This is a genomic window from Polaromonas sp. Polasp52, from assembly GCF_059491565.1.
In genome coordinates, this window is sequence record NZ_CP168513.1 from 3,587,750 (window position 1) to 3,609,552 (window position 21,803).

At 65.7% G+C, this 21,803-nt stretch carries 20 protein-coding genes; 8 read left to right on the plus strand and 12 right to left on the minus strand.

Going from position 1 to position 21,803, the window contains the following annotated elements; all coding sequences use genetic code 11:
* Positions 1 to 2: 2 nt before the first annotated feature.
* Complete coding sequence (locus tag ACEN9P_RS16810; protein WP_477663593.1) at positions 3 to 1,010, minus strand: ABC transporter substrate-binding protein; 1,008 nt, start codon at positions 1,008 to 1,010, stop codon at positions 3 to 5.
* 745 nt (positions 1,011 to 1,755) lie between these two features.
* Between ACEN9P_RS16810 and ACEN9P_RS16815 the strand changes: the two genes are divergently transcribed.
* Genes ACEN9P_RS16815 through ACEN9P_RS16825 form a run of 3 tightly spaced genes read left to right on the plus strand, consistent with a single transcriptional unit; the run spans position 1,756 to position 4,592 of the window.
* On the plus strand, positions 1,756 to 2,640 hold the full coding sequence (locus ACEN9P_RS16815) for a phosphate/phosphite/phosphonate ABC transporter substrate-binding protein (protein ID WP_477663581.1): 885 nt from the start codon (positions 1,756 to 1,758) through the stop codon (positions 2,638 to 2,640).
* A gap of 3 nt (positions 2,641 to 2,643) precedes the next feature.
* Complete coding sequence (locus ACEN9P_RS16820; RefSeq protein WP_495619880.1) at positions 2,644 to 3,723, plus strand: hypothetical protein; 1,080 nt, start codon at positions 2,644 to 2,646, stop codon at positions 3,721 to 3,723.
* Entirely contained in the window at positions 3,720 to 4,592 is an 873-nt protein-coding gene (locus ACEN9P_RS16825) for a phosphate/phosphite/phosphonate ABC transporter substrate-binding protein (RefSeq protein ID WP_477712831.1), read from the plus strand. The genes ACEN9P_RS16820 and ACEN9P_RS16825 overlap by 4 nt, the downstream gene beginning before the upstream one ends.
* Positions 4,593 to 4,631: 39 nt before the next feature.
* Here the strand turns inward: ACEN9P_RS16825 and ACEN9P_RS16830 are convergent, their stop codons facing one another.
* From ACEN9P_RS16830 to gcl, 3 genes are read right to left on the minus strand one after another with little or no spacing between them, the layout of a single operon-like run.
* Positions 4,632 to 5,537, minus strand: a complete 906-nt coding sequence (locus tag ACEN9P_RS16830; protein WP_495619881.1) for a 2-hydroxy-3-oxopropionate reductase — start codon at positions 5,535 to 5,537, stop codon at positions 4,632 to 4,634.
* Between the two features lie 12 nt (positions 5,538 to 5,549).
* Complete coding sequence (gene hyi, locus ACEN9P_RS16835; protein ID WP_495619882.1) at positions 5,550 to 6,329, minus strand: hydroxypyruvate isomerase; 780 nt, start codon at positions 6,327 to 6,329, stop codon at positions 5,550 to 5,552.
* 27 nt (positions 6,330 to 6,356) lie between these two features.
* On the minus strand, positions 6,357 to 8,150 hold the full coding sequence (gene gcl / locus ACEN9P_RS16840) for a glyoxylate carboligase (protein WP_477663576.1): 1,794 nt from the start codon (positions 8,148 to 8,150) through the stop codon (positions 6,357 to 6,359).
* A gap of 133 nt (positions 8,151 to 8,283) precedes the next feature.
* Here gcl and ACEN9P_RS16845 point away from each other — a divergent pair, with 133 nt between their 5' ends.
* Positions 8,284 to 9,198, plus strand: coding sequence for a LysR family transcriptional regulator (locus ACEN9P_RS16845; protein WP_477663575.1), 915 nt, complete (start codon positions 8,284 to 8,286; stop codon positions 9,196 to 9,198).
* A 25-nt stretch (positions 9,199 to 9,223) separates the two neighbouring features.
* On the opposite strand, the gene ACEN9P_RS16850 is transcribed toward ACEN9P_RS16845, so the two are convergent.
* The 6 genes from ACEN9P_RS16850 to ACEN9P_RS16875 all read right to left on the minus strand — a co-directional run bounded on the left by ACEN9P_RS16850 (position 9,224) and on the right by ACEN9P_RS16875 (position 16,122).
* Positions 9,224 to 9,925, minus strand: coding sequence for a GntR family transcriptional regulator (locus tag ACEN9P_RS16850; RefSeq protein ID WP_477663574.1), 702 nt, complete (start codon positions 9,923 to 9,925; stop codon positions 9,224 to 9,226).
* 46 nt (positions 9,926 to 9,971) lie between these two features.
* Positions 9,972 to 11,291: a C4-dicarboxylate transporter DctA gene (locus ACEN9P_RS16855; RefSeq protein WP_495619883.1), complete on the minus strand. Its 1,320-nt coding sequence runs from the start codon at positions 11,289 to 11,291 to the stop codon at positions 9,972 to 9,974.
* A gap of 211 nt (positions 11,292 to 11,502) precedes the next feature.
* Positions 11,503 to 12,756 carry a M20 family metallopeptidase gene (locus ACEN9P_RS16860; protein WP_477700941.1) on the minus strand — a complete coding sequence of 418 codons (1,254 nt, stop codon included), beginning with the start codon at positions 12,754 to 12,756 and terminating at the stop codon, positions 11,503 to 11,505.
* Between the two features lie 5 nt (positions 12,757 to 12,761).
* On the minus strand, positions 12,762 to 14,528 hold the full coding sequence (gene uraD, locus ACEN9P_RS16865) for a 2-oxo-4-hydroxy-4-carboxy-5-ureidoimidazoline decarboxylase (protein WP_495619884.1): 1,767 nt from the start codon (positions 14,526 to 14,528) through the stop codon (positions 12,762 to 12,764).
* A 2-nt stretch (positions 14,529 to 14,530) separates the two neighbouring features.
* Positions 14,531 to 15,466: an allantoinase PuuE gene (gene puuE, locus ACEN9P_RS16870; RefSeq protein WP_495619885.1), complete on the minus strand. Its 936-nt coding sequence runs from the start codon at positions 15,464 to 15,466 to the stop codon at positions 14,531 to 14,533.
* Complete coding sequence (locus ACEN9P_RS16875; protein WP_477663569.1) at positions 15,463 to 16,122, minus strand: GntR family transcriptional regulator; 660 nt, start codon at positions 16,120 to 16,122, stop codon at positions 15,463 to 15,465. Before ACEN9P_RS16875 ends, puuE begins: the two co-directional genes overlap by 4 nt.
* Before the next feature lie 70 nt (positions 16,123 to 16,192).
* Between ACEN9P_RS16875 and uraH the strand changes: the two genes are divergently transcribed.
* Together uraH and ACEN9P_RS16885 are read left to right on the plus strand one after the other, a co-directional pair.
* Positions 16,193 to 16,546: a hydroxyisourate hydrolase gene (gene uraH / locus ACEN9P_RS16880; RefSeq protein WP_495619886.1), complete on the plus strand. Its 354-nt coding sequence runs from the start codon at positions 16,193 to 16,195 to the stop codon at positions 16,544 to 16,546.
* 108 nt (positions 16,547 to 16,654) lie between these two features.
* Entirely contained in the window at positions 16,655 to 17,662 is a 1,008-nt protein-coding gene (locus tag ACEN9P_RS16885) for a tripartite tricarboxylate transporter substrate binding protein (protein WP_477663567.1), read from the plus strand.
* A gap of 230 nt (positions 17,663 to 17,892) precedes the next feature.
* On the opposite strand, the gene ACEN9P_RS16890 is transcribed toward ACEN9P_RS16885, so the two are convergent.
* On the minus strand, positions 17,893 to 18,429 hold the full coding sequence (locus ACEN9P_RS16890) for a hypothetical protein (RefSeq protein ID WP_495619887.1): 537 nt from the start codon (positions 18,427 to 18,429) through the stop codon (positions 17,893 to 17,895).
* A gap of 133 nt (positions 18,430 to 18,562) precedes the next feature.
* On the opposite strand from ACEN9P_RS16890, the gene xdhC reads away from it, so the two are divergent.
* Positions 18,563 to 19,426, plus strand: a complete 864-nt coding sequence (gene xdhC / locus ACEN9P_RS16895; protein ID WP_477663565.1) for a xanthine dehydrogenase accessory protein XdhC — start codon at positions 18,563 to 18,565, stop codon at positions 19,424 to 19,426.
* Between the two features lie 144 nt (positions 19,427 to 19,570).
* Positions 19,571 to 20,776, plus strand: coding sequence for a urate hydroxylase PuuD (locus tag ACEN9P_RS16900; protein WP_477663564.1), 1,206 nt, complete (start codon positions 19,571 to 19,573; stop codon positions 20,774 to 20,776).
* Between the two features lie 3 nt (positions 20,777 to 20,779).
* Here ACEN9P_RS16900 and ACEN9P_RS16905 read toward each other — a convergent pair whose 3' ends face one another.
* Positions 20,780 to 21,715, minus strand: a complete 936-nt coding sequence (locus ACEN9P_RS16905) for a LysR family transcriptional regulator (RefSeq protein ID WP_495619888.1) — start codon at positions 21,713 to 21,715, stop codon at positions 20,780 to 20,782.
* Positions 21,716 to 21,803 lie beyond the last annotated feature (88 nt).

Genomic DNA, 21,803 nt, shown 5'->3' on the forward strand with positions numbered 1-21,803 from the left:
GCTTATTTCTTGGGCACCGGCAATACATTGAGTTCAGCCGCCGTCGGCAGGAAGCTGCCGTTCCACACCAGCGCAGGGTCAACGCGGGTCTTGGTGCCGAAGGCGTCCGACACCTGCGAGGCCATCAGCGTAAGGCGCGGGGCTTTCACCTGGCCGAAGCCTTCGGCGCGCGCGTCGGGGCTGTTGACCACGGTGTCTATGGCCAGGCGCAGGCGGCGCACTTCCAGCGGCACGTTGATGATGCCGTCGCGCGCCTTGACGAATTCAATCGCGGCGGCCGGGTCGGCCACCACGTCTTTCACGCCCTTGGTGAAAGCCTGCAGGAAGGCCTTGACGGCCTCCGGGTGCTCCTTGATGAGTTTGGGCGAAGCGATCACCACATTGCCGTAGTGCTTCACGCCGAAGTCGGCATAGGGCAGCACCACCACGTCCTCGGCCTTGACGCCGCGCGCCTCGAGGTTGAGCAGCGAGGTGAAGGTAAAGCCGGTGATGGCATCCACCTCGCCGCGCGCCAGCATGGTTTCGCGCAGCGGCGGGTCCATGGTGACCCACTGGAAGCCGGTGACCTTGTTGGCCTTGGCAAACACCGGGAAGGCGCGGCGGCCGGCGTCGAACACCGGTGCGCCCATTTTTTTGCCGTTGAGGTCGGCCGGTGTTTTGATGCCCGATTTCTTGAGCGCCATGACCGAGGCCGGCGTGTTGTTGTAGACCATCATCACCGCCACCGGCTTGTTGGGTGCGTCGGGGTTGTTGGCGTGGAACTCCATGACCGAGGCCAGGTCGGCAAAACCCATGTCGTAAGTGCCCGAAGCCACACGCGTGACCGCACCGCCCGAGCCGTTGCCGGCATCCACCGTGACGTCCAGCTTGTTGGCCTTGAAGTAACCCTTGGCCACAGGCGTGAGGAAGAGCGCGGAAGGGCCTTCAAAACGCCAGTCGAGCTGGAATTTGATGGGGGTGTTCTGCGCCTGCGCGCCCAGGGCCGTCAGGGCAAGCACGGCCCCGGTCATCAGGGCGGCCAGGCGGGGGAGGGCAAAAGCGCGGTTTTTCATATCGGGAAATTTCTTATAGGGGTGGCGAAAAGAGGAGCGAAAGGGGCGGCAGGCGGATTCCATGGAAGAGGCTGCGGCCGTGAAGCAAGGCAAACCCCAAAACGATACAGCAAAAACAGTGCCTGCCGTGCCTGCGGAGTAGAACTTTCGGCTTGACGCGAGGAGCCCGCTGTTGTCTTCCGGACCGGCGGGCTTGGCAAGCTGGCGGCGCGCGTTGGCTAAAGCGCAACAGATATGCCCTTCGACTGCTGTCAATGCTCGCAGCTTGTAATTTCTCACCGAATGGAATTGGGTGATTGCGCTTGTCATATTTGTCATATTTTTGGCGCATGCACTTGCCGGATCTCCGCTTCAATGATCCTGCTGCCGCTACGCGGTCTCGGGGGGGCAGCCTTGGCTGCTTAAAAAAAAGAAAGCTGTCCGTCGGGGGATAGGGGGCCCCGGGGATGACAGCTGTCGTTACAGCTGTTTACGTTTGATCGGGGCCGGCGGGATTGCATGCGTGGGCTCCACCCGCTTTTACCTGTCAGTCCTGACAGGAAAGCACCCCCAGGCAGTCTTTGACTATTTTCGCGGCCCGTCCATAGAGTGCCATTGTGTGAGAGGGATTAAGCCGCAAGGCCGCACTGCTTCCCAAGCCTTTGCAAAGCCTTGGGGCGGCGGCTGAAGCGATCTAACAACGATGTATTCAGACAGGGATTTCATGAAAACGCCTTTTTCGCTGCTGCGCCGCCAGATGTTGTCTATCCTGGGCCTGGGGGTCCTGACAGGGGGGATGGGGGCAGCAGGCAGTGCCTGGGCCCAGGCCGCGGCAGCCGGCAAAAAACCGGCGGCCACGGGAGCGGGAGGAGGCAACTGGCGCTTTCTGATCAATGAAGCCGTGGGAGGCGATACCAACTCCTTTGTGCTGACCAACCGCTACCGGCCGGTCGCCGATTTCATCACCGCCCAGCTCAAGGGCCGGCCCATCGTGGTGGAGCCCATGGTCGACATCAAGCGCTTCATGGCGGTGGCCCAGGGCGCCAGCAAGCCCGAGTTCGTCTTCGGCAAGTCCGTCAACCAGCTGGCCAAGCTGGTGCGCGACAACGGCTACCAGCCGGTGGTGCGGCGCGCAGATCCCTACAAGGCGGCCTTTATCGTGGCCAAGGACTCCCCGATCAAAACCCTCACGGATGCGGCCGATTCAAAGGTCATCATGCCCGACGAGTTCGCGGCCACCAGCGCGGTGGCCCTGGCGGAACTGCGGCGGCAAAAACTCAGCCAGATCCGGGTGACGCATGTGCGCTTCCAGGAGGAAGTCGCGCAGTTCGTGAAATCCGGAATGGGCCAGATTGGCGTGGTCAACCCCACCATCGCCAAAAAGTGGGTGGAAGACGGCGGGCGCGTGGTGGCTGAAACGCAGCCGGTGGTGAACTGGTCGATTCTGGCCGGCCCCGGCGTGGCCGCGGACACGGTGCAGCAGCTGCGCGATGCGCTGCTGGCCGCCAGTCCCGAAAGCGCCGCCGTGCTGGCATCGATGGGCGTGAAGGCCTGGGCCAAAGCCGAAAGAAAGGATTACCTGGATTTGTTGGACTACACGAGGGAGTAAAAAATGAACGTGTTGCTTCGAACGGGTCAGTTTTCGTTGTCGACATGGCGAACCGGGTTGCTGGCCGCCGTGCTCGCGCTTTCCTGCGGCGCACAAGCCCAGGACAAAAGGGCCGTGCCGCCCAACATCGAGCGGGCCGCGGCGGAAATCGCCGCGGAACTCGCGAGCAACTGCCCCCTGGCGCCGGCCGGCGATGTCGGCGCCTACAACCAGTGCCGGCAAGCCCTGTTCGGCCCCAGCCAGCTGCGCGCGCACGTGGCGCCCATCATGCTGTGGGGCCGGCAGAACAAAAAAGAGAACGCCACGCTGCGCCAGACCAACCTCACGCAGTTCGCGCCGGACGCCTGGACCGGCATGTATGCGCCGCTGTTCATGTTCAACGGCCGGCATACCGTGGAATGGGTGGCCGACGAGAAGATGTTCCTGGTGCGGCTGGAAGCGGCTTTTCGCAACCGCCTGGCGCCGGGCCAGTTTCCCTACCCGTTCTGGCACGACGAAGCCAAGTGGGCCATGTACGAGAACGCCCGCAGCATGATGCTGTGGATGAGCCCCGAGACGGCGACCATCAAGGTGGCGCAGTTCACCGACGTGGGGCCCACACCGCTGCTGCAGCCGGTGGTGGCGGTGCAGCATGAGAAATACCAGGGCCCCTGGCTGTGGACCGACGAAAAAGGCCACACCCAGCCGGCGGTGACCCTGTTCGACGGCCTGTACCGGCCGGAAAACCCCTATCTGGGCAGCGTGGACAAGCGCTACCGGGACCTGGCAGCGCAGATGCGCGAGTCGCAGTGCGTGAACTGCCATGTGCCCAACAACCCCGACAAGATGAGCCGCCTGGTGCTGCTGTCGACGCCCGCGCATGCCGCGGCCGAAGTGGACCGCTTGATCAAGGCCGTGCGGGAGGACCGCATGCCCATGGACGAGTTCAGGTTGAGCTACGCCCTTTCCGAAGACAACAAAAAATGGCTGCTTGAGAGTGCGCTGGCATTCAAGGCAAGCCTGACCGCTGCCAGGCAATGGGAGGACGAGGCAGCAAAGAAGACCGTGCAATCCGCTATCAACCCTTTGAAGGTGATCAAATGAATACTGCATTGCTGTCACACGTAACCGGTCGCCGCGCGGTTCTTCGCGGCGTGGTGGGCGCCGCCGCGGCTGCCGTGGCCTGGCAGGGCTTTCCCTCGATCAGCTGGAGCCAGCAGCAGGCCGGTGGCGCGGAGCGCTGGCGGCTGCTGATCAACGAGGCGGTCACGGCGGACCTCAGCATTTCCATGCTGGCCCTGCGCTACCGCGGCTGGGCCGACTACCTGGGCGGGCAGATCCGCAGCAAGCAGGTGGTAGTCGATCCTGTCATCGATATCCAGAATTTCGTGCGGCAGGCATCGTCGGACCAAAAGCCGCTGATGATCTTCGGGAAATCCGTCAACCAGCTGTCCAAGCTGGTTCGCGATGGGGGTTACCAGCCCCTGGTGCGCCGGCCTGAGCCCTACAAGGCGGCGTTTATCGTGAACAACAATTCGCCGATCACCAGCATCGGCCAGCTCAGCGGCAAAAAAATCCTGATGCCCGATGAGTCTTCCGCCACGGTGGCGGTCGCGCGCGCCGAGATCCGCCGCATGAATGTGCGCGAGCCCTATATTTCCTACACGCGCTACCAGGATTCCGTCTCGGCCCAGGTGGCGGCAGGCCTTGCCGAAGTGGGCGCGGTCAATCCAACGCTGGCGAGGAAATGGCAGGAAGGCGGCGGCCGCATCATCGGTGAAACCCAGCCTGTGGTGAACTGGTCGGTGCTGGCCGCTCCCGGCGTGCCGGCCGACATGGTCAGCAAGCTGACGGAGTCGCTGCTGGCCATGAACAGCCAGTCGGCCGGCATTCTGTCGGAGATAGGCGTCAAGCAGTGGGTCAAGGCCGACCGCAAGGAATACCTGGCCCTGCTGGACTACACCCACGAGTGAGGTGAATCGGCGCGGGCTCTAGGCGCGTTCAGGGCACATTCAGGGCGCGACCGGATGCCCCGCCATGGCCTCCAGGGCCAGCACCAGGGCTGAATGATCGGCCTGTGCATGGCCCAGCGCCGCGCAGGACTGCATCAGCTGCGCGGCATTGGCCGTTTGCGGCAGCGCCACGCCTAGGGCCCGCGCGCCCTGCAGCGCGAGGTTCAAGTCCTTCTGGTGCAGCGCGATGCGAAAACCCGGCGCGAAGCTGCGTTTGATCATGCGCTCGCCATGCACTTCAAGAATGCGCGAGGCCGCGAAGCCGCCCATCAGCGCTTCGCGCACCTTGGCCGGGTCGGCGCCGGCCCGGGAGGCGAACACCAGGGCCTCGCCGACGGCGGCGATGTTGAGCGCCACGATGATCTGGTTGGCCACCTTGCAGACCTGGCCGTCGCCGGCGCCGCCTACGCGCGTGACGTTCTTGCCCATCAGCGCGAGCAGCGGCCTGACGCGTTCAAAAGCCTGCTCCTCGCCGCCCACCATGATGGTCAGGCTGGCGGCCTTGGCACCGACCTCGCCGCCCGAGACCGGCGCGTCCAGGTAGTCGCAGCCCAAGGCCTGGATTTTTTCCGCGAAGCCGCGCGTGGCGATGGGGTCTATGGAGCTGCAGTCGACTACCACCTTGCCTGGGCCCGAGGCCTTGAGGCCGGCCGCCACGCCCAGCTCGCCGAAGAGCACGGCCTCTACGTCGGGCGTGTCGGGCACCATGATGAAGATGATGTCGGCCCGCTCGGCCACGCCCTGGGCCGTGGTGCAGAGGGTGGCGCCGCCGCCCGCCAGCGCCTCGGGCACCGTGCCGCGGGTGTTGACGAACAGCATGTGGCCGGCCTTGAGCAAATGGCCGGCCATGGGTGCGCCCATGATGCCCAGGCCTATGAAGCCGAGTTTGAGTCCTGACTTGATCATGACGGCCTGCCTTTATGCGGTGAGCGCGCTGCGCCAGCCCAGGCCCGCGGCCGTGGTGGTTTGCGGTTGGTATTCGCAGCCTATGGCACCGGTGTAGCCGATGGCGTCGATGTGGCGCAGCAGCCAGCGGTAGTTGATCTCGCCGGTGCCGGGTTCGTGGCGGCCCGGGTTGTCGGCCAGCTGGATGTGGCCTATGCGGCCCAGGTGTTTGCTGAGCGTGGCGGCGAGCTCGCCCTCCATGCGCTGCGCATGGTAGATGTCGTACTGCACAAACAGGTTGTCCGAGCCGACTTCATCGGCGATGGCCAGCGCCTCATCGGTGCGGGTCAGGAAGAAGCCGGGGATGTCGTAGTGGTTGATGGGCTCCACCAGCAGGCGTATGCCGGCCCGCTTGAGCGCGGCGGCCGCGTGGCGCAGGTTGGCGACCAGGGTGGCGTGGGCCTCTTCCCGCGCCACGCCGGCGGGCAGCTTGCCCGCCAGGCAGTTGAGCTGTTTGCAGTCCAGCGCGGTGGCGTAGCCGATGGCGCGGGCCAGGCCTTCGCGGAATTCGGCCTCGCGGCCCGGGTGGCAGGCGATGCCGCGTTCGCCGGCTTCCCAGTCGCCGGCCGGCAGGTTGTGCAGCACTTGCGTCAGGCCGTTGTCCCTGAGCGCGGCGGCCAGCGCCTGCTTGGGATAGGCATAGGGGAACAGGTATTCCACGGCGTCGAAGCCGGCGGCGCGGGCGGCCGCGAAGCGCTCCATGAAGGGGAGCTCGGTGAACAGCATGCTCAGGTTGGCGGCGAATTTCGGCATAAGGGTCATCTTTCGGTCGGGTCGGGTTCAGTCAAGCAGCGCGCAGTCAATCGCGGTGGGCGCGTCGGATTTTTTCAGGGCGAGTTCCTCGAACTCGTTGATGTTGTCGATCTCGGTGCCCATGGCGATGTTGGTCACGCGCTCCAGGATCACCTCGATGACCACGGGCACCTGGAACTCCTTCATCCAGGCCTCGGCCTGGCGCACGGCGGGCGCGAATTCCTCCTGCCTGAGCACACGCAAGGCCTTGCAGCCCAGGCCCTCGGCCACCTTGAGGTGGTCCACGCCGTAGCCCCTGACGGCCGTTTCCTCTTCAGGCGTGTTGATGTTGTCAAAACCCAGCTGCACGCAGTAGTCCATCTCGAAGCCGCGCTGGGCCTGGCGTATCAGCCCGAGGTAGGAGTTGTTGACCACGATGTGCAGGTAGGGCAGCTTGAACTGCGCGCCCACGGCCAGTTCCTCGACCATGAACTGGAAGTCGTAGTCACCCGACAGCGCGACGATCTTGCGCGTGGGGTCGGCGGCGCGCACGCCCAGCGCGGCCGGCACCGTCCAGCCCAGCGGGCCGGCCTGGCCGCAGTTGATCCAGTGGCGCGGCTTGTGCACATGCAGGAACTGCGCGGCGGCGATCTGCGACAGGCCTATGGTGCTGACATAGCAGGCGTCGTCGCCGAAGGCATTGTTCATGCACTGGTAGACGCGCTGCGGTTTCATGGGCACGCTGTCGAAATTGGTCTTGCGCAGCAGGGTGCGCTTGCGCTCCCGGCATTCGGCCGCCCATGGGCCGCGGTCCTTGAGCCGGCCGTCGGCCTTCATCTCGCCGGCCACTTGCACGAAGAGCTCGAGCGCCAGCTTGGCGTCGGAGACGATGCCGTAGTCGGGTGCGAAGACGCGGCCTATCTGCGTGGGCTCTATGTCCACGTGCACGAACTTGCGGCCCCGGGTGTAGACCTCGACCGAGCCGGTGTGGCGGTTCGCCCAGCGGTTGCCCATGCCCAGCACGAAGTCGGAGGCCAGCAGGGTGGCGTTGCCGTAGCGGTGGCTGGTCTGCAGGCCGCACATGCCGGCCATCAGCGGGTGGCTGTCGGGAATCGCGCCCCAGCCCATCAGGGTGGGGATGACGGGCACGCCGGTGATCTCGGCCAGTTGCACCAGCAGGGGCGAGGCGTCGGCGTTGATGACACCGCCGCCGGCCACGATCAGCGGCCTGGCGGCTTCATTGAGCATGGCCAGCGCTTTTTCAACCTGGGCGCGGGTGGCGCAGGGTTTGTAGACCGGCAGCGGCGAATAGGTGTCCGGGTCGAACTCGATCTCGCCCATCTGCACGTCAAAGGGCAGGTCTATCAGCACCGGCCCTGGCCGGCCCGAGCGCATCAGGTGAAAGGCCTGCTGGAAAGCGCGCGGCACCTGGGCGGGTTCGCGCACCGTCACGCTCCACTTGGTCACGGGCTTGGAGATCGATTCGATGTCGACCGCCTGGAAGTCTTCCTTGTACAGCCGCGCGCGCGGCGCCTGGCCGGTGATGCAGAGGATGGGAATCGAGTCGGCCTGCGCCGAGTAAAGGCCGGTGATCATGTCGGTGCCGGCCGGGCCCGAGGTGCCTATGCACACGCCGATGTTGCCGGGGCAGGCGCGGGTGTAGCCCTCGGCCATGTGCGAGGCGCCTTCGACGTGGCGCGCCAGGATGTGGCTGATGGTCCCCTGCTTGCGCAAGGCCGCGTACAGCGGGTTGATCGCCGCGCCGGGAATGCCGAAGGCCTGGGTCACGCCTTCTTTTTCCATCACCCAGACCGCGGCCTGGATGGCTGTCATTTTTGCCATGCTTGAACTCCTTGGATGGAGCCGACTGTAGGCAGGCATGGCGCCGCGCGGAAGGCGGCGGGCCGCCATAAAAGCTATTCCATCCAGGAATAAACGGCCCCGGGATTCACCGATAACTCACTATGATGAAAGCATGGACAGATTGCAGGCAATGCACATGTTTGTGCGTGTGGTGGAGACCGGCAGCTTCTCGAAAGCGGCGCGCGAATTCGCCACCACCCAGCCCACGGTGACCAAGCAGGTGGCGGCCACCGAGGCGCGCCTGAAGGTTCGGCTGCTCAACCGCAACACGCGCGGCGTCAGCCTCACCGAGTCGGGCGCGCTGTACTACGAGAAATGCAAATCCATCGTGCGCGAGGTGGAAGAGGCCGACAGCGTGGCGCGGCTGCGCCAGACGCAGGCCCAGGGCCTGCTGCGCATAGGCACTTCGGTGGCCTTCGGCCGCCGCGTCATCGTGCCGCTGGCGCTGGAGTTCATGGCCAGGCACAAGCAGGTGCAGCTGGACCTGAGTTTTGAGGACCGCTATGTCGACCTGGTGGCCCAGGGCATAGACGTGGCGGTGCGCATGGGCAAGCTGGCCGACTCCACGCTGGGCGCGCGCTTCCTGGGCATGAACCCCTGGGTGCTGGTGGCCTCGCCGGCTTACCTCAAAAAGTCGGGCACGCCGAAAAAGCCGGCCGATCTCAGCGGCCACAACGCGCTGGTCTACAGCAGCGTGCAGGGCGACGACGTCTGGCGGCTGTTCACGCCCAAAGGCGAGCCGGTGACGGTGCCGGTGACCGGCCGCCTGCATTCGAACAACCTCTCGGCGGTGCTGGCGGCGGCGCGCGGCGGCCTGGGCATCGCGGCGCTGCCGCGTTATGTGGCGGGCGATTCACTGGCCTCGGGCCATATCGTGGAAGTGCTCAAGGACCATGCCCTGCCCGAGCAGGAAATCCATGCGGTGTTCCCTTCGCCCAAGCTGCTGCCGGGCAAGGTCCAGGCCTTTGTGGCTTTCCTGCAGGGGCGCTTCGGCGAGCGCTGGTGGGAGACCCTGCCCAAGGCCTGAGAGGGCCTGAGGTGGCTTTGGCCCTTTAGCCGGCCTTGCGCAACGGCGGCCGCGCCAGCTGCGTGAGCGCCGCGCGCAGGCGCTCGCCGCCGGCCGCGGTATCGGGTGCCGACGAGCCCAGCGCGGCTTCGACGCTGCCGATGTGCGCGAGCATCAGTTCACGGGCCGACTCCAGCTGGCCTTGCTCCAGTGCGGCCACGATGGCCGCGTGCTCGGCGCAGGACTGGCCCGCGTCATGTTTGGACTGGTAGAGCGAGGCGGCCAGCGTGGTGCGTGCGGTCAGGTCGCGCAGCACGTCGCACAGCAGGCGCTGGCCCAGGCATTCGGCCAGGCAGACGTGGAAGTCGGCCAGCAAAAAGGCCCGGGTGGCGGCGTCGGCCTCTTCGATGGCCTGCTCTTCCTGGGCAATGTGATCACGCAGCCTGTGCAGCACCGATTGCAGCGGCCGCCCGGCCTCGCGAAGAATGCCGCCCTCGATGATGCGCCGGGCCGAGAAGGCGTCGCGCGCTTCCTCGACCGAAGGTTCGACCACATACCAGCCCTTGCGCGTGCGCACCTCCACAAAGCCGCGCGCCTGCAGCTGCATCAGCGCTTCGCGCACCAGGGTGCGGCTGACGCCGAAGAGCTCGGCCAGCTCCTGCTCTCCCAGGCGTTCGCCGGGCGAGAGTTTCTGCGCGAGTATGGACTCGACGACCTGCTGGGCGATCTGGACCTGGCTGCTGCTCATGGTGCTGCGAGTGTAGCGGCTGGGGTTCAGCGCGGGTGGCGGTTTGTCAAGCCTTGGCCGGGACGGCGCCGACTTCGATGTCCATGTCGTCCTCGGTGGGCGGCACATAGCGGCCGTCGAGCACCGCATGGGCGCGTTCGCGGTCTATGTCGCCTTCCCAGGCCGCCACCGCGACGGTGGCCACGCAGTTGCCGATCAGGTTGCCCAGGGCCCGGGCGATGCCCATGAACCAGTCCACCGACAGCACCAGCACCAGGCCTATGGCCGGGATCGCGGGAATCGCCTGCAGGGTGGCGGCCAGCACCACGATGGCCGAGCCGGGCACGCCGTGCGCGCCCTTGGAGGTGACCAGCGAGATCGCCAGGATGGTCAGCAGGTCGGCCATGGAGATGGGCGTGTTGGTGGCCTGGGCGATGAAAACGGCCGCCAGCGTGATGTAGATCGAGAAGGCGTCGAGGTTGAAGGAGTAGCCCGTGGGAATCACCAGGCCGACGGTGGAGTCGCGTATGCCCATGCGCTTGAGCTTGGCCATGATCTGCGGCAGCACGCTGTCCGACGAGGTGGTGGCAAACACCACCATCAGTTCCTCGCGCAGGTACTTGAGCAGCTTGAACAGGCTGAAGCCCGACAGCCGCATGATGGTGCCCAGCACCACGGCCACGAAGATGATCACCGCGCCGTAGAACAGCACCACCAGCATGCCCAGCTGCTTGAGCGAGCCTATGCCGTACTTGCCGACGGTGAAAGCGATGGCGCCCAGCACGCCCAGCGGCGCGAGCTTGATGATGATGCCCATGGTCTTGAACAGCACGTGGGCCAGGTCGTCGACCAGGCCGACCACCTTCTGGCCCCTGTCGCCCAGCATGGCCAGCGCGCAGCCGAACAGCACCGAGAACAGCAGGACCTGCAGCACGTCGCCGTTGACGAAGGCGCTGACCGCGGTGGTGGGGATCAGCTTCATGAGGAACTCCACCGTGCCGCCGCCGGTGAGCTTGCCGGCGTTTTCGACATAGGCGCCCATGGCCTTGGGGTCCAGCAGCTTGGGGTCCACATTCATGCCGGCGCCGGGCTGGAACACAAAGGCCAGCACCAGGCCTATCACCAGGGCGATGGTGGTCACCACCTCGAAGTAGATCAGCGACTTGACGCCGACGCGGCCGACGCGCCGCAGGTCGCCCGCGCCCGCGATGCCGTGCACGACAACGCAGAAGACGATCATGGGAATCAGCATCTTGATCAGCTTGATAAAGCCGTCGCCCAGCGGTTTGAGCTTGACGGCCGTCTCCGGCCAGATAAAGCCGACGAGCACGCCGACGATGAGGGCCAGGATCACCTGGCCAAACAGTGAGCGGAAAAACTTGGGCATGGCAGTCTCCGGAAGAGTCGTTGCGGGGTAGCAAGTTCTTGCGGGCAAGACTTGCATACAAGAAATGTAGACAAGTAGTTTTGGCGCTACCACAGGGTTATCCCGGGCGATTCCAGCTGATTCGGTCAACACTGACGCAACCGTTCGCGCGGGTGCCGCAAAGCAAAACACCCGCCGTGGCGGGTGTTTGATGGGGGCGGGGCGGCCTGGCTCAGGCCAGCAGGTCGCGCAGCGTGCGCGCGATCACCTTGGTGGCGCGGCGCAGGTCTTCGAGCTCCAGGCGCTCGTCGGCGCGCTTGGCATGCGATTCGAGCACGGTGCGCGGGCCGGCGCCGTAGATCACGCCGGGAATGCCGGCTTCGGCATAAAGGCGCACGTCGGTGTACAGCGGTGTGCCCATGGCCGGGATTTTCTGGCCGAACAGCGCCTCGCCGTGCTTCTGGATGGCCTCGACCAGCGGCTGGTTGCCGGGCAGCGGCCGCATGGAGTTGGCCAGCAGCAGGCGCTTGATGTCTACCGTGATGCCCTTGCGTTCAGCCGCAGCGTCGGCGATCACCTGGCGGATGTTGGCTTCGACCTCGGCCGGGTTCTCTTCGGGGATCATGCGGCGGTCCAGCTTGAACGTCACCTTGCCGGGCACCACATTGGTGTTGGTGCCGCCCTCGATGCGGCCCACGTTGAGGTAGGGGTGCTTGATGCCCTCGACCCTGGACGTGACCTGCTGGTAAAGCGCGTTCTGCGCATAGAGGGCATTCAGGATGTGCACCGCGCCCTGCAGCGCATCGACGCCGGTGTCGGGAATCGCGGCATGCGCCATCTTGCCGTGCACCGTGACTTCCATCTGCAGGCAGCCGTTGTGGGCGGTGACGACTTCATAAGAGAAGCCGGCCGCGATCAGCAGGTCGGGTTTTGTCAGGCCTTGTTTGAGCAGCCAGCCCGGGCCCATCTCGCCGCCGAATTCCTCGTCGTAGGTGAAGTGCAGTTCGATAGCGCCCTTGAGCGGCGCGCCCAGCGCCTCAAGCGCGCGCACCGCGAAGGTGAAGCTGGCGAAATCGCATTTGCTGACGGCGGAGGCGCGGCCGTAGATCTTGCCGTCCACGATTTCGCCGCCGTAGGGGTCTTTGGTCCAGCCCTCGCCGGGCGGCACCACGTCCCCGTGGGCGTTCAAGGCAATGGTTTTTCCCTCACCCTTTCCTTCGCCGCTACCGCCATATTTGCGCCGCACGATCAGGTTGGTGATGGACTCCATGCCATAGCCGCGCACTTCGGCTTCGGGCACGGGGTGCTTTTCGGCTTCGAAGCCGAAGGCCTTGATGAGTTCGGCGGTGCGCTCGGCATGCGGCGCGTTGTTGCCCGGCGGCGTGTCGGTGGGCACGCGTATGAGCTGCTGCAGGAATGCGGTTTCCTCGTCGAAGTGGGCATCTATCCAGCTGTCGAGCTTTGCGTAGTCTGTGGAAAAGGTCATGGTGGTCAGGGGGCGAGATGGGTGAGCAGATGGGTGAAAGCCTGGATCGCAAGCTCGATGTCGTCGCTGGTGCTGCTTTCCAGCGGGTTGTGGCTGATGCCGGAGTTCTGGCCGCGCACAAACAGCATGGCCTGCGGCATCACCTTGTGCAGCTTCATGGCGTCGTGGCCGGCGCCGCTGGGCATGGCATGCAGCGGCACGCCCAGCGAGTCGACCGCGCGCTCCCAGCGCTGCTGCCAGGCCGGCGCGCTGGGCGCGGCGGCGGCGCGTTCGGTCAGCTCGGTCGTGAAATGCACGCCGCGGCGTTCGCAAATCGCCTTGAGTTCGGCCAGCACGTCGGCCACCAGCGCGTCGCGCTGCGCATCGACGGGCGCGCGCATGTCCAGCGAAAACAGGCAGCGCCCCGGCACCACGTTGATGGAGCCGCTGGGCACCTGCAGCATGCCCACGGTGCCGACGGAGTCGCCGTCCTGCGCCGCGCGGCGCTCCACATACAGCAGCAGCTCGGCGGCGGCTGCGGCCGCGTCGCGGCGGCGGTTCATGGGCGTGGTGCCGGCGTGGCTGGCCATGCCGCTGATTTCGCAGAGGTAGCGCACATTGCCATTGATCGAAGTCACGATGCCCAGCGGCAGGTCCAGCTCGTTGAGCACCGGGCCCTGCTCGATGTGCACTTCGACAAAACCCAGGTAATTGCCGGCGTCGCGCTTGATAAGGGGGATGTCCTCGGGCTTCAGGCCGGCTTGATGCATGGCCTCGCGCATGGTGATGCCGTCGGCGTCCTTCTGCTCCAGCCACTCGGGCTTGAAGTCGCCTATCAGTGCGCCCGAGCCCAGGAAGGTGGCCTTGTAGCGCTGGCCTTCCTCTTCGGCAAAGCCCACGACCTCGATGTTGAAGGGCAGGCGCTTGCCCTGGCGGTGCAGCTCGCGCACGCAGGCCATGGGCGCGAAGATGCCGAGCCGGCCGTCGTACTTGCCGCCGTTGCGCACGGTGTCGTAGTGGCTGCCGGTCAGCAGGGTCTTGGCACCCGGCGCCGAGGCTTTGTAAACACCCACCACATTGCCCACCGCATCGATGCTCACCTCGTCAAAGCCGCAGTCGCGCATGGTGCTGCTGATGTAGGCCGCGCAGGCGCGGTGTGCGTCGGTCAGGTAGGTCACCGTGAGCTGGCCTTTTTCAAGGTAGCCCGGGTCGCTGTACTGCGACAGGGCTTCGTGCCAGTCCCAGACATCGTTGCCCAGCGCGGGCGTGGCCGCGAACTTGTCGTTGAGCCTGAGTTCCACCACGCGGTGGATGTTGCGCAGGTTTTCCTGCAGCTCGAAATCGGGGTGGTTGAGCAGGCGGCGCGCGAAGGTCTCGATGATCTGCTGGCGGCTCAGTCCGGTGCCGCGCGGGCCGCGCACCGCGAGGATAAAGGGGAAGCCGAATTTCGCGTTGTAGTCGGCATTGAGCTTTTGCAGCGTGGCGAATTCTTCGGGCGTGCAATCCGTGAGGCCGGCCTTGCCTTGCTCGTTGGTCGACTCCGCAGTGAGGGATTTGCTCACCATGGCCTTGCCGGCAAGCTCGGGGTGGGCCTGTATGAGTTTGACCTGCGCGTCCTTGCCGGCGCCCCGCAGCACCTGGGCCATCGCGTGCTTGAGATGCGCCAGCGAGCGGAAGGGGCGGGCGTCCAGCGCTTTTTCGGCTACCCAGGGGGAGTGCTCGTAAAGCCCGTCCAGCAGTTGCAGCGCCTGCTCGCGCGGCGCGGTGTTGACCTGTTCAAGGGTGATGGCCATGTTCAGCTTTCCTGCCGGGGCATGTAGGAGTGGGTGGCCCGCCAGTGGCGGGCGATGTCTATGCGGCGACAGACCCAGACGCGGTCGTGTTTTTGCACATGGTCCAGGAAACGCTGCAGCGCCACGATGCGGCCGGGCCGGCCCAGCAGCCGGCAGTGCATGCCTATGCTGAGCATTTTGGGCGACGCGTCGCCTTCGGCATACAGCGCGTCAAAGCTGTCGCGCAGGTAGATGAAAAAGTCCTCGGCCTGCGCAAAACCCTGGGGCAGGGCAAAGCGCATGTCGTTGGTGTCCAGCGTGTAGGGCACGACCAGCCGCGGCACGACGGCGCCGTCGGTGCGTGTGACCTCGGTCCAGAAGGGCAGGTCGTCGCCGTAGTAGTCGCTGTCGTATTCAAGCCGTCCGTCGTCGGCCACCAGCCGGCGCGTATTGGGGCTGTCGCGGCCGGTGTACCAGCCCAGCGGGCGTGTACCGGTGAGTTTTTCAATCGCGTCCAGGCCCAGGCGCATGTGTTCGCGCTCGGTGGCTTCGTCGACCTGCTGGTAATTGATCCAGCGCCAGCCGTGGCAGGCGATTTCGTGGCCCAGTTCGGTGAAGGCCGCGGCGACCTCGGGGTGGCGCTGCAAGGCCATGCCGACGCCGAAGACGGTCAGCGGCAAGCCGCGCTTTTCAAACTCGCGCAGGATGCGCCACACGCCCACGCGCGATCCGTATTCGTAAATGCCTTCCATGCTCAGGTGGCGGTCGGCGTAGCTGGGCGGGTTGGCCATTTCGGACAAAAACTGCTCGGAGCCGGCGTCGCCGTGCAGCACCGAGTTCTCGCCGCCTTCTTCATAATTGAGCACGAACTGCACGGCGATGCGGGCCTGGCCGGGCCAGTTGGCATGCGGTGGGTTGCGGCCGTAGCCAATCAAATCCCGTGGGTATTTTGAGTTCATGACAGCGCCATCGAAATATCGTTGGTCGGTACCTTGCGGTCGAAGGCCAGGTTTTCCTCGACGTGCAGCAGGTGTTCGTTCATGAGGCGCACGGCCAGCGCCTCGTCCCGGGCGGCCAGGGCCTTGACGATTTCGGCGTGCTCGTCGTTGGAGTGTTCGGCGGCGGTGGCCGTCTGGTACATCAGCGTGATCAGCGCGCAGCGCGAGATCAGCTCGCCCAGCATCTGCGCCAGCACCTCGTTGCCCATGAGTTCGGCCATGCGCACATGGAAGTCGCCCAGCAGCTCGGTGCGGCCGGGCACGTCGTCCAGCGCGGATTTCTCGCGCGCCACGTGCTCCTTGAGCGCCTTGATCTTGGCGGGCGTGACCTCGCGCACAAAGGCGCGCGTCATTTCGGCTTCCAGCATGCGGCGCACCGCGAACACCTGGCGCGCCTCCATCGCCGAGGGCGCGGCCACAAAGGCGCCGCGCGCCGGCTCCAGGCGTATCAGCCGGTTCTTCGACAACTGGAACAGCGCCTGCCGCACCAGCGTGCGCGAAACCCCGAAATGGTCGGCGAGTTTTTGCTCCGCCAGCTTGGTGCCCGGGTGCAGCCGGTGCTCCACAATGGCCTTGGTCAGCGCCTCGACGATGGCATGGGTGGTGGATGATTCCATCGGGCCATGATAGCCGCATATTCAAAAACTGTATACACTTTTGGTAAACCGAAATCACAAAGGGACTGCCATGGGCTTGAGCACACATGTACTGGACACCATGCACGGCGTGCCGGCGGGCGGCATGAAGGTCTCGCTGTTCACCATGCAGGGCGGGCAGGCCGCGCTGGTAAAAACCTTCACCCTGAACGCCGACGGCCGCAACCCGGACGGGCCGCTTTATGACAACGCCAGCCTCAAAGCCGGCACCTACCGCCTGGTGTTCGAGGTCGCGGCGTACTTCAAGGCGCGCGGCGTGGCGCTGCCCGAGCCGGCCTTCCTGGACCAGGTCAGCCTGGACTTTGGCGTGGCCGACACCGGCAGCCACTACCACGTGCCCCTGCTGGTCAGTCCCTGGAGCTACTCCACCTACCGCGGCAGCTGAGCGGGCCCCGGCGGCGCCCTCAGGGAAAACACGGTCGCCGCCGTGTCATCCCCGCGTCATGGGGCGCGGCGACAATCAACGGTTTTGGTCACTTCTTCCCCTTCCCCCATGAATGTCAAGCCAATGGGCGCCCTGAGCCGCCGCCAAGCCCTGCTGCTGTCCGCAGGCACCGCCGCCAGCCTGGCGCTTCCCGCCGCCATGGCGCAAGGCCCTTCCGGCGTTTACCCGGACCGTCCAGTCAAGATCGTGGTGCCCTTCGCGCCCGGCGCCGGCACCGACGCGATGGCGCGGCTGGTGGCGCAAAAACTCGGTGAGGTGCTGAACGCCACCTTTGTGGTCGACAACCGCGCCGGCGCCTCGGGCGCGATAGGCACGCAGTTTGTGGCGCAGTCACCGGCCGACGGCTACACCCTCCTGCTGGTGGCCTCGCCCTTTACTACCGTGGCGGCTTCGCTGCCCAGCGCCAACTACGACCCGCTGCGCCACTTCACGCCGGTCGGCATGATCGCCAGCGGCCCGCTGGTCTGGGCCGCCAACACCAAGCTGCCGGCCAACAACATGAAGGAACTGGTGAGCCTGGCCAGGCAAAAGCCGGGCGCGCTCAATTACGGTTCAGCCGGCGCGGGCGGCGTCAACCACCTGGTGCTGGAGCTGCTCAAGGCCCGCACCGGTACCTTCATCACCCACATCCCCTACCGCGGCGTGGCGCCCGCCACCATGGACATGATTGGCGGGCAGATCCACCTTGTCACCGGCACCATCCCGGCGCTGCTGCCCTTCATCAAGAACGGCAGCGTCAAGCCGCTGGCCGTGACCAGCGCCAAGCGCTCCAGCGCCCTGCCTGACGTGCCCAGCATGGCCGAAGCCGGCCTGCCCGGCATCGACGTGGTCAACTACTTTGCGCTCATGGCCCCCACCGGCACCCCGCCGGCCATCGTCAACACCCTCAACGCCGCCATCAACAAGGTGGTGGTCATGCCCGAGGTGGTCACCCGCTTCAAGGCCGACGCCGTCGAAGCCGCACCCGGCTCACCTGCGCTGCTGGGGCACTTCATTGAGGCTGACTACCGTGCCTGGCGGAACGTGGTGAAGACGCAGAACTTGCAGATTGAATAGCGGCCAGGCCTGAAAAGGGCCACCGCAGGCGATGCGAAGCGAGCCGATCAAGGCCAGCATGAGCCGCGGAACCGGCTTTGCCGGGCCGCAGGCGGGCGGCCCCGAGGGGCTGGAGCCCGCGGCTCCAAGCCTGCCTGCGCAGGCTTGGACGGGCGACAGAGGCGAAGCGTCTCGCGAGCCGCGGCCTGCAAGGCCTCGGGAGCTACACGAAGTGAACGACCGTGGGGGCCCTAATCCTGTCCTTCGGTGAGCGTGTCCAGCTGGAATTTCCCGCTCTTGTGCCACAGCCAGGTATCGGTATAGACCACCTTGCCCATGCGGGTGGGCGCCGGGAAGGGCGAAGCTTCCTGGATCATTTTGGTGATTTCCGCCATCACTTCGGGGGCGTGGCGCGGGGCGCGCATCCAGTCCATATGGGTCACGCGGCCGCTGCGGTCGATTTCCACATTGAGCACGCCCACCGCATACAGCAGCGGCGGCATGCGGCCTTTGTAGACGCGCTCGTGATTGAGGCCGTAAATGTGCGTGGCGCCGTCTTCCCGGTAAGCGCGCGGTGTGGTCGCCCCTGAGCTTCTGGCGGAGCCTTTCGGGCCCGCAATAGGCCCGATGACCGGTGAGTCGGGTGCCGCGGCTGGGCCGGCGGGCGTGGCCTCGGGGGCCGTCTTGCAGGCGCTGACCACGGCGGCCGCAACGCCGGACAGCAGGGCCACCAGCCAGAAGCGGCGCGGGGCGGTGGAGGAAGAAGAAGGCATTTCGGGTTTTGTCATGGTTTGCCTTTCGGCGGTTCATGGGATTTTGTGTATACCCGTCATCATGCGCGCGAAGCGCGCGCTGCCCGGGTGGTGCTAAGGTCTAATTTAGCCCACTATTCCATCCGCTTACAGCGCAAACACGTCACCAATGGTTTCCCGCAACACCGGTTTGTTACTGGAGTCCCTGCTGGCCCGCCTGGCTTCGTCGCCGGCGGTGCTGGTGCAGGTGGCCCAAACCCAGGGCTCGGTCCCGCGCGAGGCCGGCACCTGGATGGCGGTGTTCGCCGACGACATCGTGGGCACCATAGGCGGCGGCCACCTGGAATACGAGGCCATAGCCCGGGCCCGCGCGCTGCTCGGCGGCGGTAGCCCGGCGGATGCCGGGGCGCTGGTGCGCGTGGCGCTGGGCCCTTCGCTGGGCCAGTGCTGCGGCGGTGTGGTGCAACTGCGCTTTGAGCCGGTGCAGGCCGGTGATGCGGCGGCGCTGGCGTTACGGCTGGGTTCGCCGCGGCTTACGCCGGTGGCGCTGTTCGGCGGCGGCCATGTGGGGCACGCGCTGGCGCGGGTGCTCGCGCCTTTGCCGTTTGAGCTGAGCTGGGTAGACAGCCGCGACGGCATATTTCCGGACAGCGTGCCGCCGCGCGTGAGCTGCGAACATTCCGATCCGGTGCAGGCCGCCGTGCCGGGCCTGGCGCCGCAATCACGTGTGCTGATCATGAGCTTCAGCCATGCCGAAGACCTGGATGTGCTGGCCGCCTGCCTGAAGCGCCAGCGTGAGCAGGGCGATTTGCCCTACATAGGCTTGATAGGCAGCAAGAGCAAATGGGCGGCCTTTCGCCACCGGCTGGAGGCCAGGGGCTTCACGCCGGCCGAGCTCGCGCATGTCACTTGCCCCATAGGTGTTCCGGGCATCACGGGCAAGGAGCCCGAGGTGATCGCCGTTGCTGTCGCTGCCCAGTTGCTGCAGACCATCGATGCAAACCGGGAGAAGGCCGCGAAGGCTTTGCGCTGAGCGTCAAAGCCGATAAACTTGCACCACCAGGTCGCAGCGGAGCCGGGAAAGCAGGTGGCCAAGCCGCAAGCTTTCTCTTGTTCGTGACCCGTTTTCTGCTTACAGCGCCCGCAGTGGTGAGCAGCCTTGCACAAGTTGAGCGCTATGGAAAACTACCTTCTCGACTGGGCCAACCTGCTGCTGCGCTGGGTCCACGTCATCACCGCCATCGCCTGGGTCGGTTCCTCGTTTTATTTTGTCTTCCTCGACAGCAGTCTCACGCCGCCCGTGGATGAGGACTTGAAGAAGCAGGGCGTGAGCGGCGAACTCTGGGCCGTGCACGGCGGCGGTTTTTACCACCCCGTCAAATTCGCCGTCAGGCCGCCGCAGCTGCCGGCCCACCTGCACTGGTTCTACTGGGAAAGCTACAGCACCTGGCTGTCGGGCTTTGCGCTGTTCACGGTGTCCTACCTCTGGCATGCAGGCACCTACCTGGTCGACAAATCGCTGATGAACTGGTCGCCCGGCGCGGCCGCGGCCGTGGCGCTGTCATTCTTTGTGGTGTTCTGGATGCTCTACGACGGCATCTGCCAGCTGTTCGGAGGGCGGAAGAACGGGGACGCCATCGTCGGCGCGCTGGTTGCGGTGCTGGTCTGCATCGCCTCCTGGCTGGCCTGCCATTGGTTTGCCGGGCGCGCGGCCTTTTTGCTGGTGGGCGCCATGATGGCCACGGCCATGAGCGCCAATGTGTTTTTCTGGATCATCCCCGGCCAGCGCAAGGTGGTGGCCGCGATCAAGGCCGGCGAGCCTGTGGACCCGGTGCACGGCCAGCGCGGCAAGCAGCGCAGCGTGCACAACACCTACTTCACGCTGCCGGTGCTGTTCGCCATGCTGAGCAACCACTACAGCTTCACCTGGAGCCATCCGCAGAACTGGCTGGTGCTGATTTTGATGATGCTGGCTGGCGCGGCGATACGCCAGTTTTTTGTGCTGCGCCACGGCTACAAGCTGGGCCGCAACCGGCATCCGCTGGCCTATGCGCTGGCCGGTGTGGCCGTCATCCTGGGTGTCATTGTCTGGATGAAGCCGGCGCCTACCGCCGTGGCTGCGGCTTCCGCCACCCCGCCGGCAACAGGCTACGGCCAGGTGCAAACCATATTGGCGCAGCGCTGCTACCAGTGCCACGGCGAGCAGGTGCAGATGAAGAATGTGCGCCTGGATTCGCCCGCGGCCCTCAAGCTGCACGCGACGCAGGTCTACCAGCAGGCTGTGGTCACGCGGCTCATGCCCATGAACAATGCGACCGGTATCACCGAGGCGGAGCGGCAGGTGATCAAAAGCTGGTTCGACGCCGGCGCCAAAACAGAGTAGCGCTTACCAGTCGGTCGCAAGCCCCGCGGCCCGTGTCGACGGCTTCTCGAAATGCCGCGCCAGGAAATCCACAAAAGCCTTGACCCGGGCCGAATACTGGTGGCGGGCCGGGTAGACCGCATGGATGTCGGCCGCCGGCGTGCGGTAGTTCTCCAGCACCTGCACCAGCCTGCCGCTGCGCAGGTATTTGGCGATGTCCCATTCGGCGCGCATCAGGATGCCGTGGCCGTCCAGCGCCCAGTTCACCGCGATCTCGCCGTCGCTGGTGCTGAGGTTTCCGTGCACCTTGACGGCTTGCGTGTGTTTGCCTGATGCCAGGCGCCAGATGCCGTAGGCCTCGTCGCCCTGGCGTATGCCTATGCAGTTGTGCCGCGCGAGGTCGTGCGGCACCTTGGGTGTGCCGTGGCGCGCCAGGTAGGCCGGTGAGGCGCAGAGCAGGCGGCGGTTCGGCGCGATCAAACGCGCCACCACGCGCGCGTCGGGCGGCTCGCCAAAGCGTATGCAGACATCAAAGGCGTCCTCGGTCAGCGGCGGCGGGTTGACCGTGAGCTGCAGTTGCACCTCCATCTCGGGATGGGCTTTGACAAAACGCGAGATCAGCGGCGCCACGTGGCTGCGGCCAAAGCCCAGGGTGGCGTTCACGCGCAGCAGGCCCTTGGGCGCCGCCACGGCGCTGGAGACCTGCTGCTCCATGTCGTCGATGTCGGCCAGGATGCGGCGTGCGTGCGTGAGGTAAATCTCGCCTTCCTGTGTGAGGCTGGCGCGCCGCGTCGTGCGGTTGAGCAGCTGCGCGCCCAGCCTGGCCTCCATCTGCGCCAGCCGCTTGCTGACCGCCGCCGTGCTGACGCCCAGCTCGCGGGCCGTGGCCGACAGGCTGCCGTAGCGTGCCAGCAGGTTGAAAAAAGCCATCTCGGAAGGGGCGGGGTTGGACGGGGTCATTCGTAACTTGAAGTTAACAATGGCCTCACTTTACGAGATTTTGTTGTCCCCGCCAATCGCTACATTGGACGCCTCACAACCCGAGGAA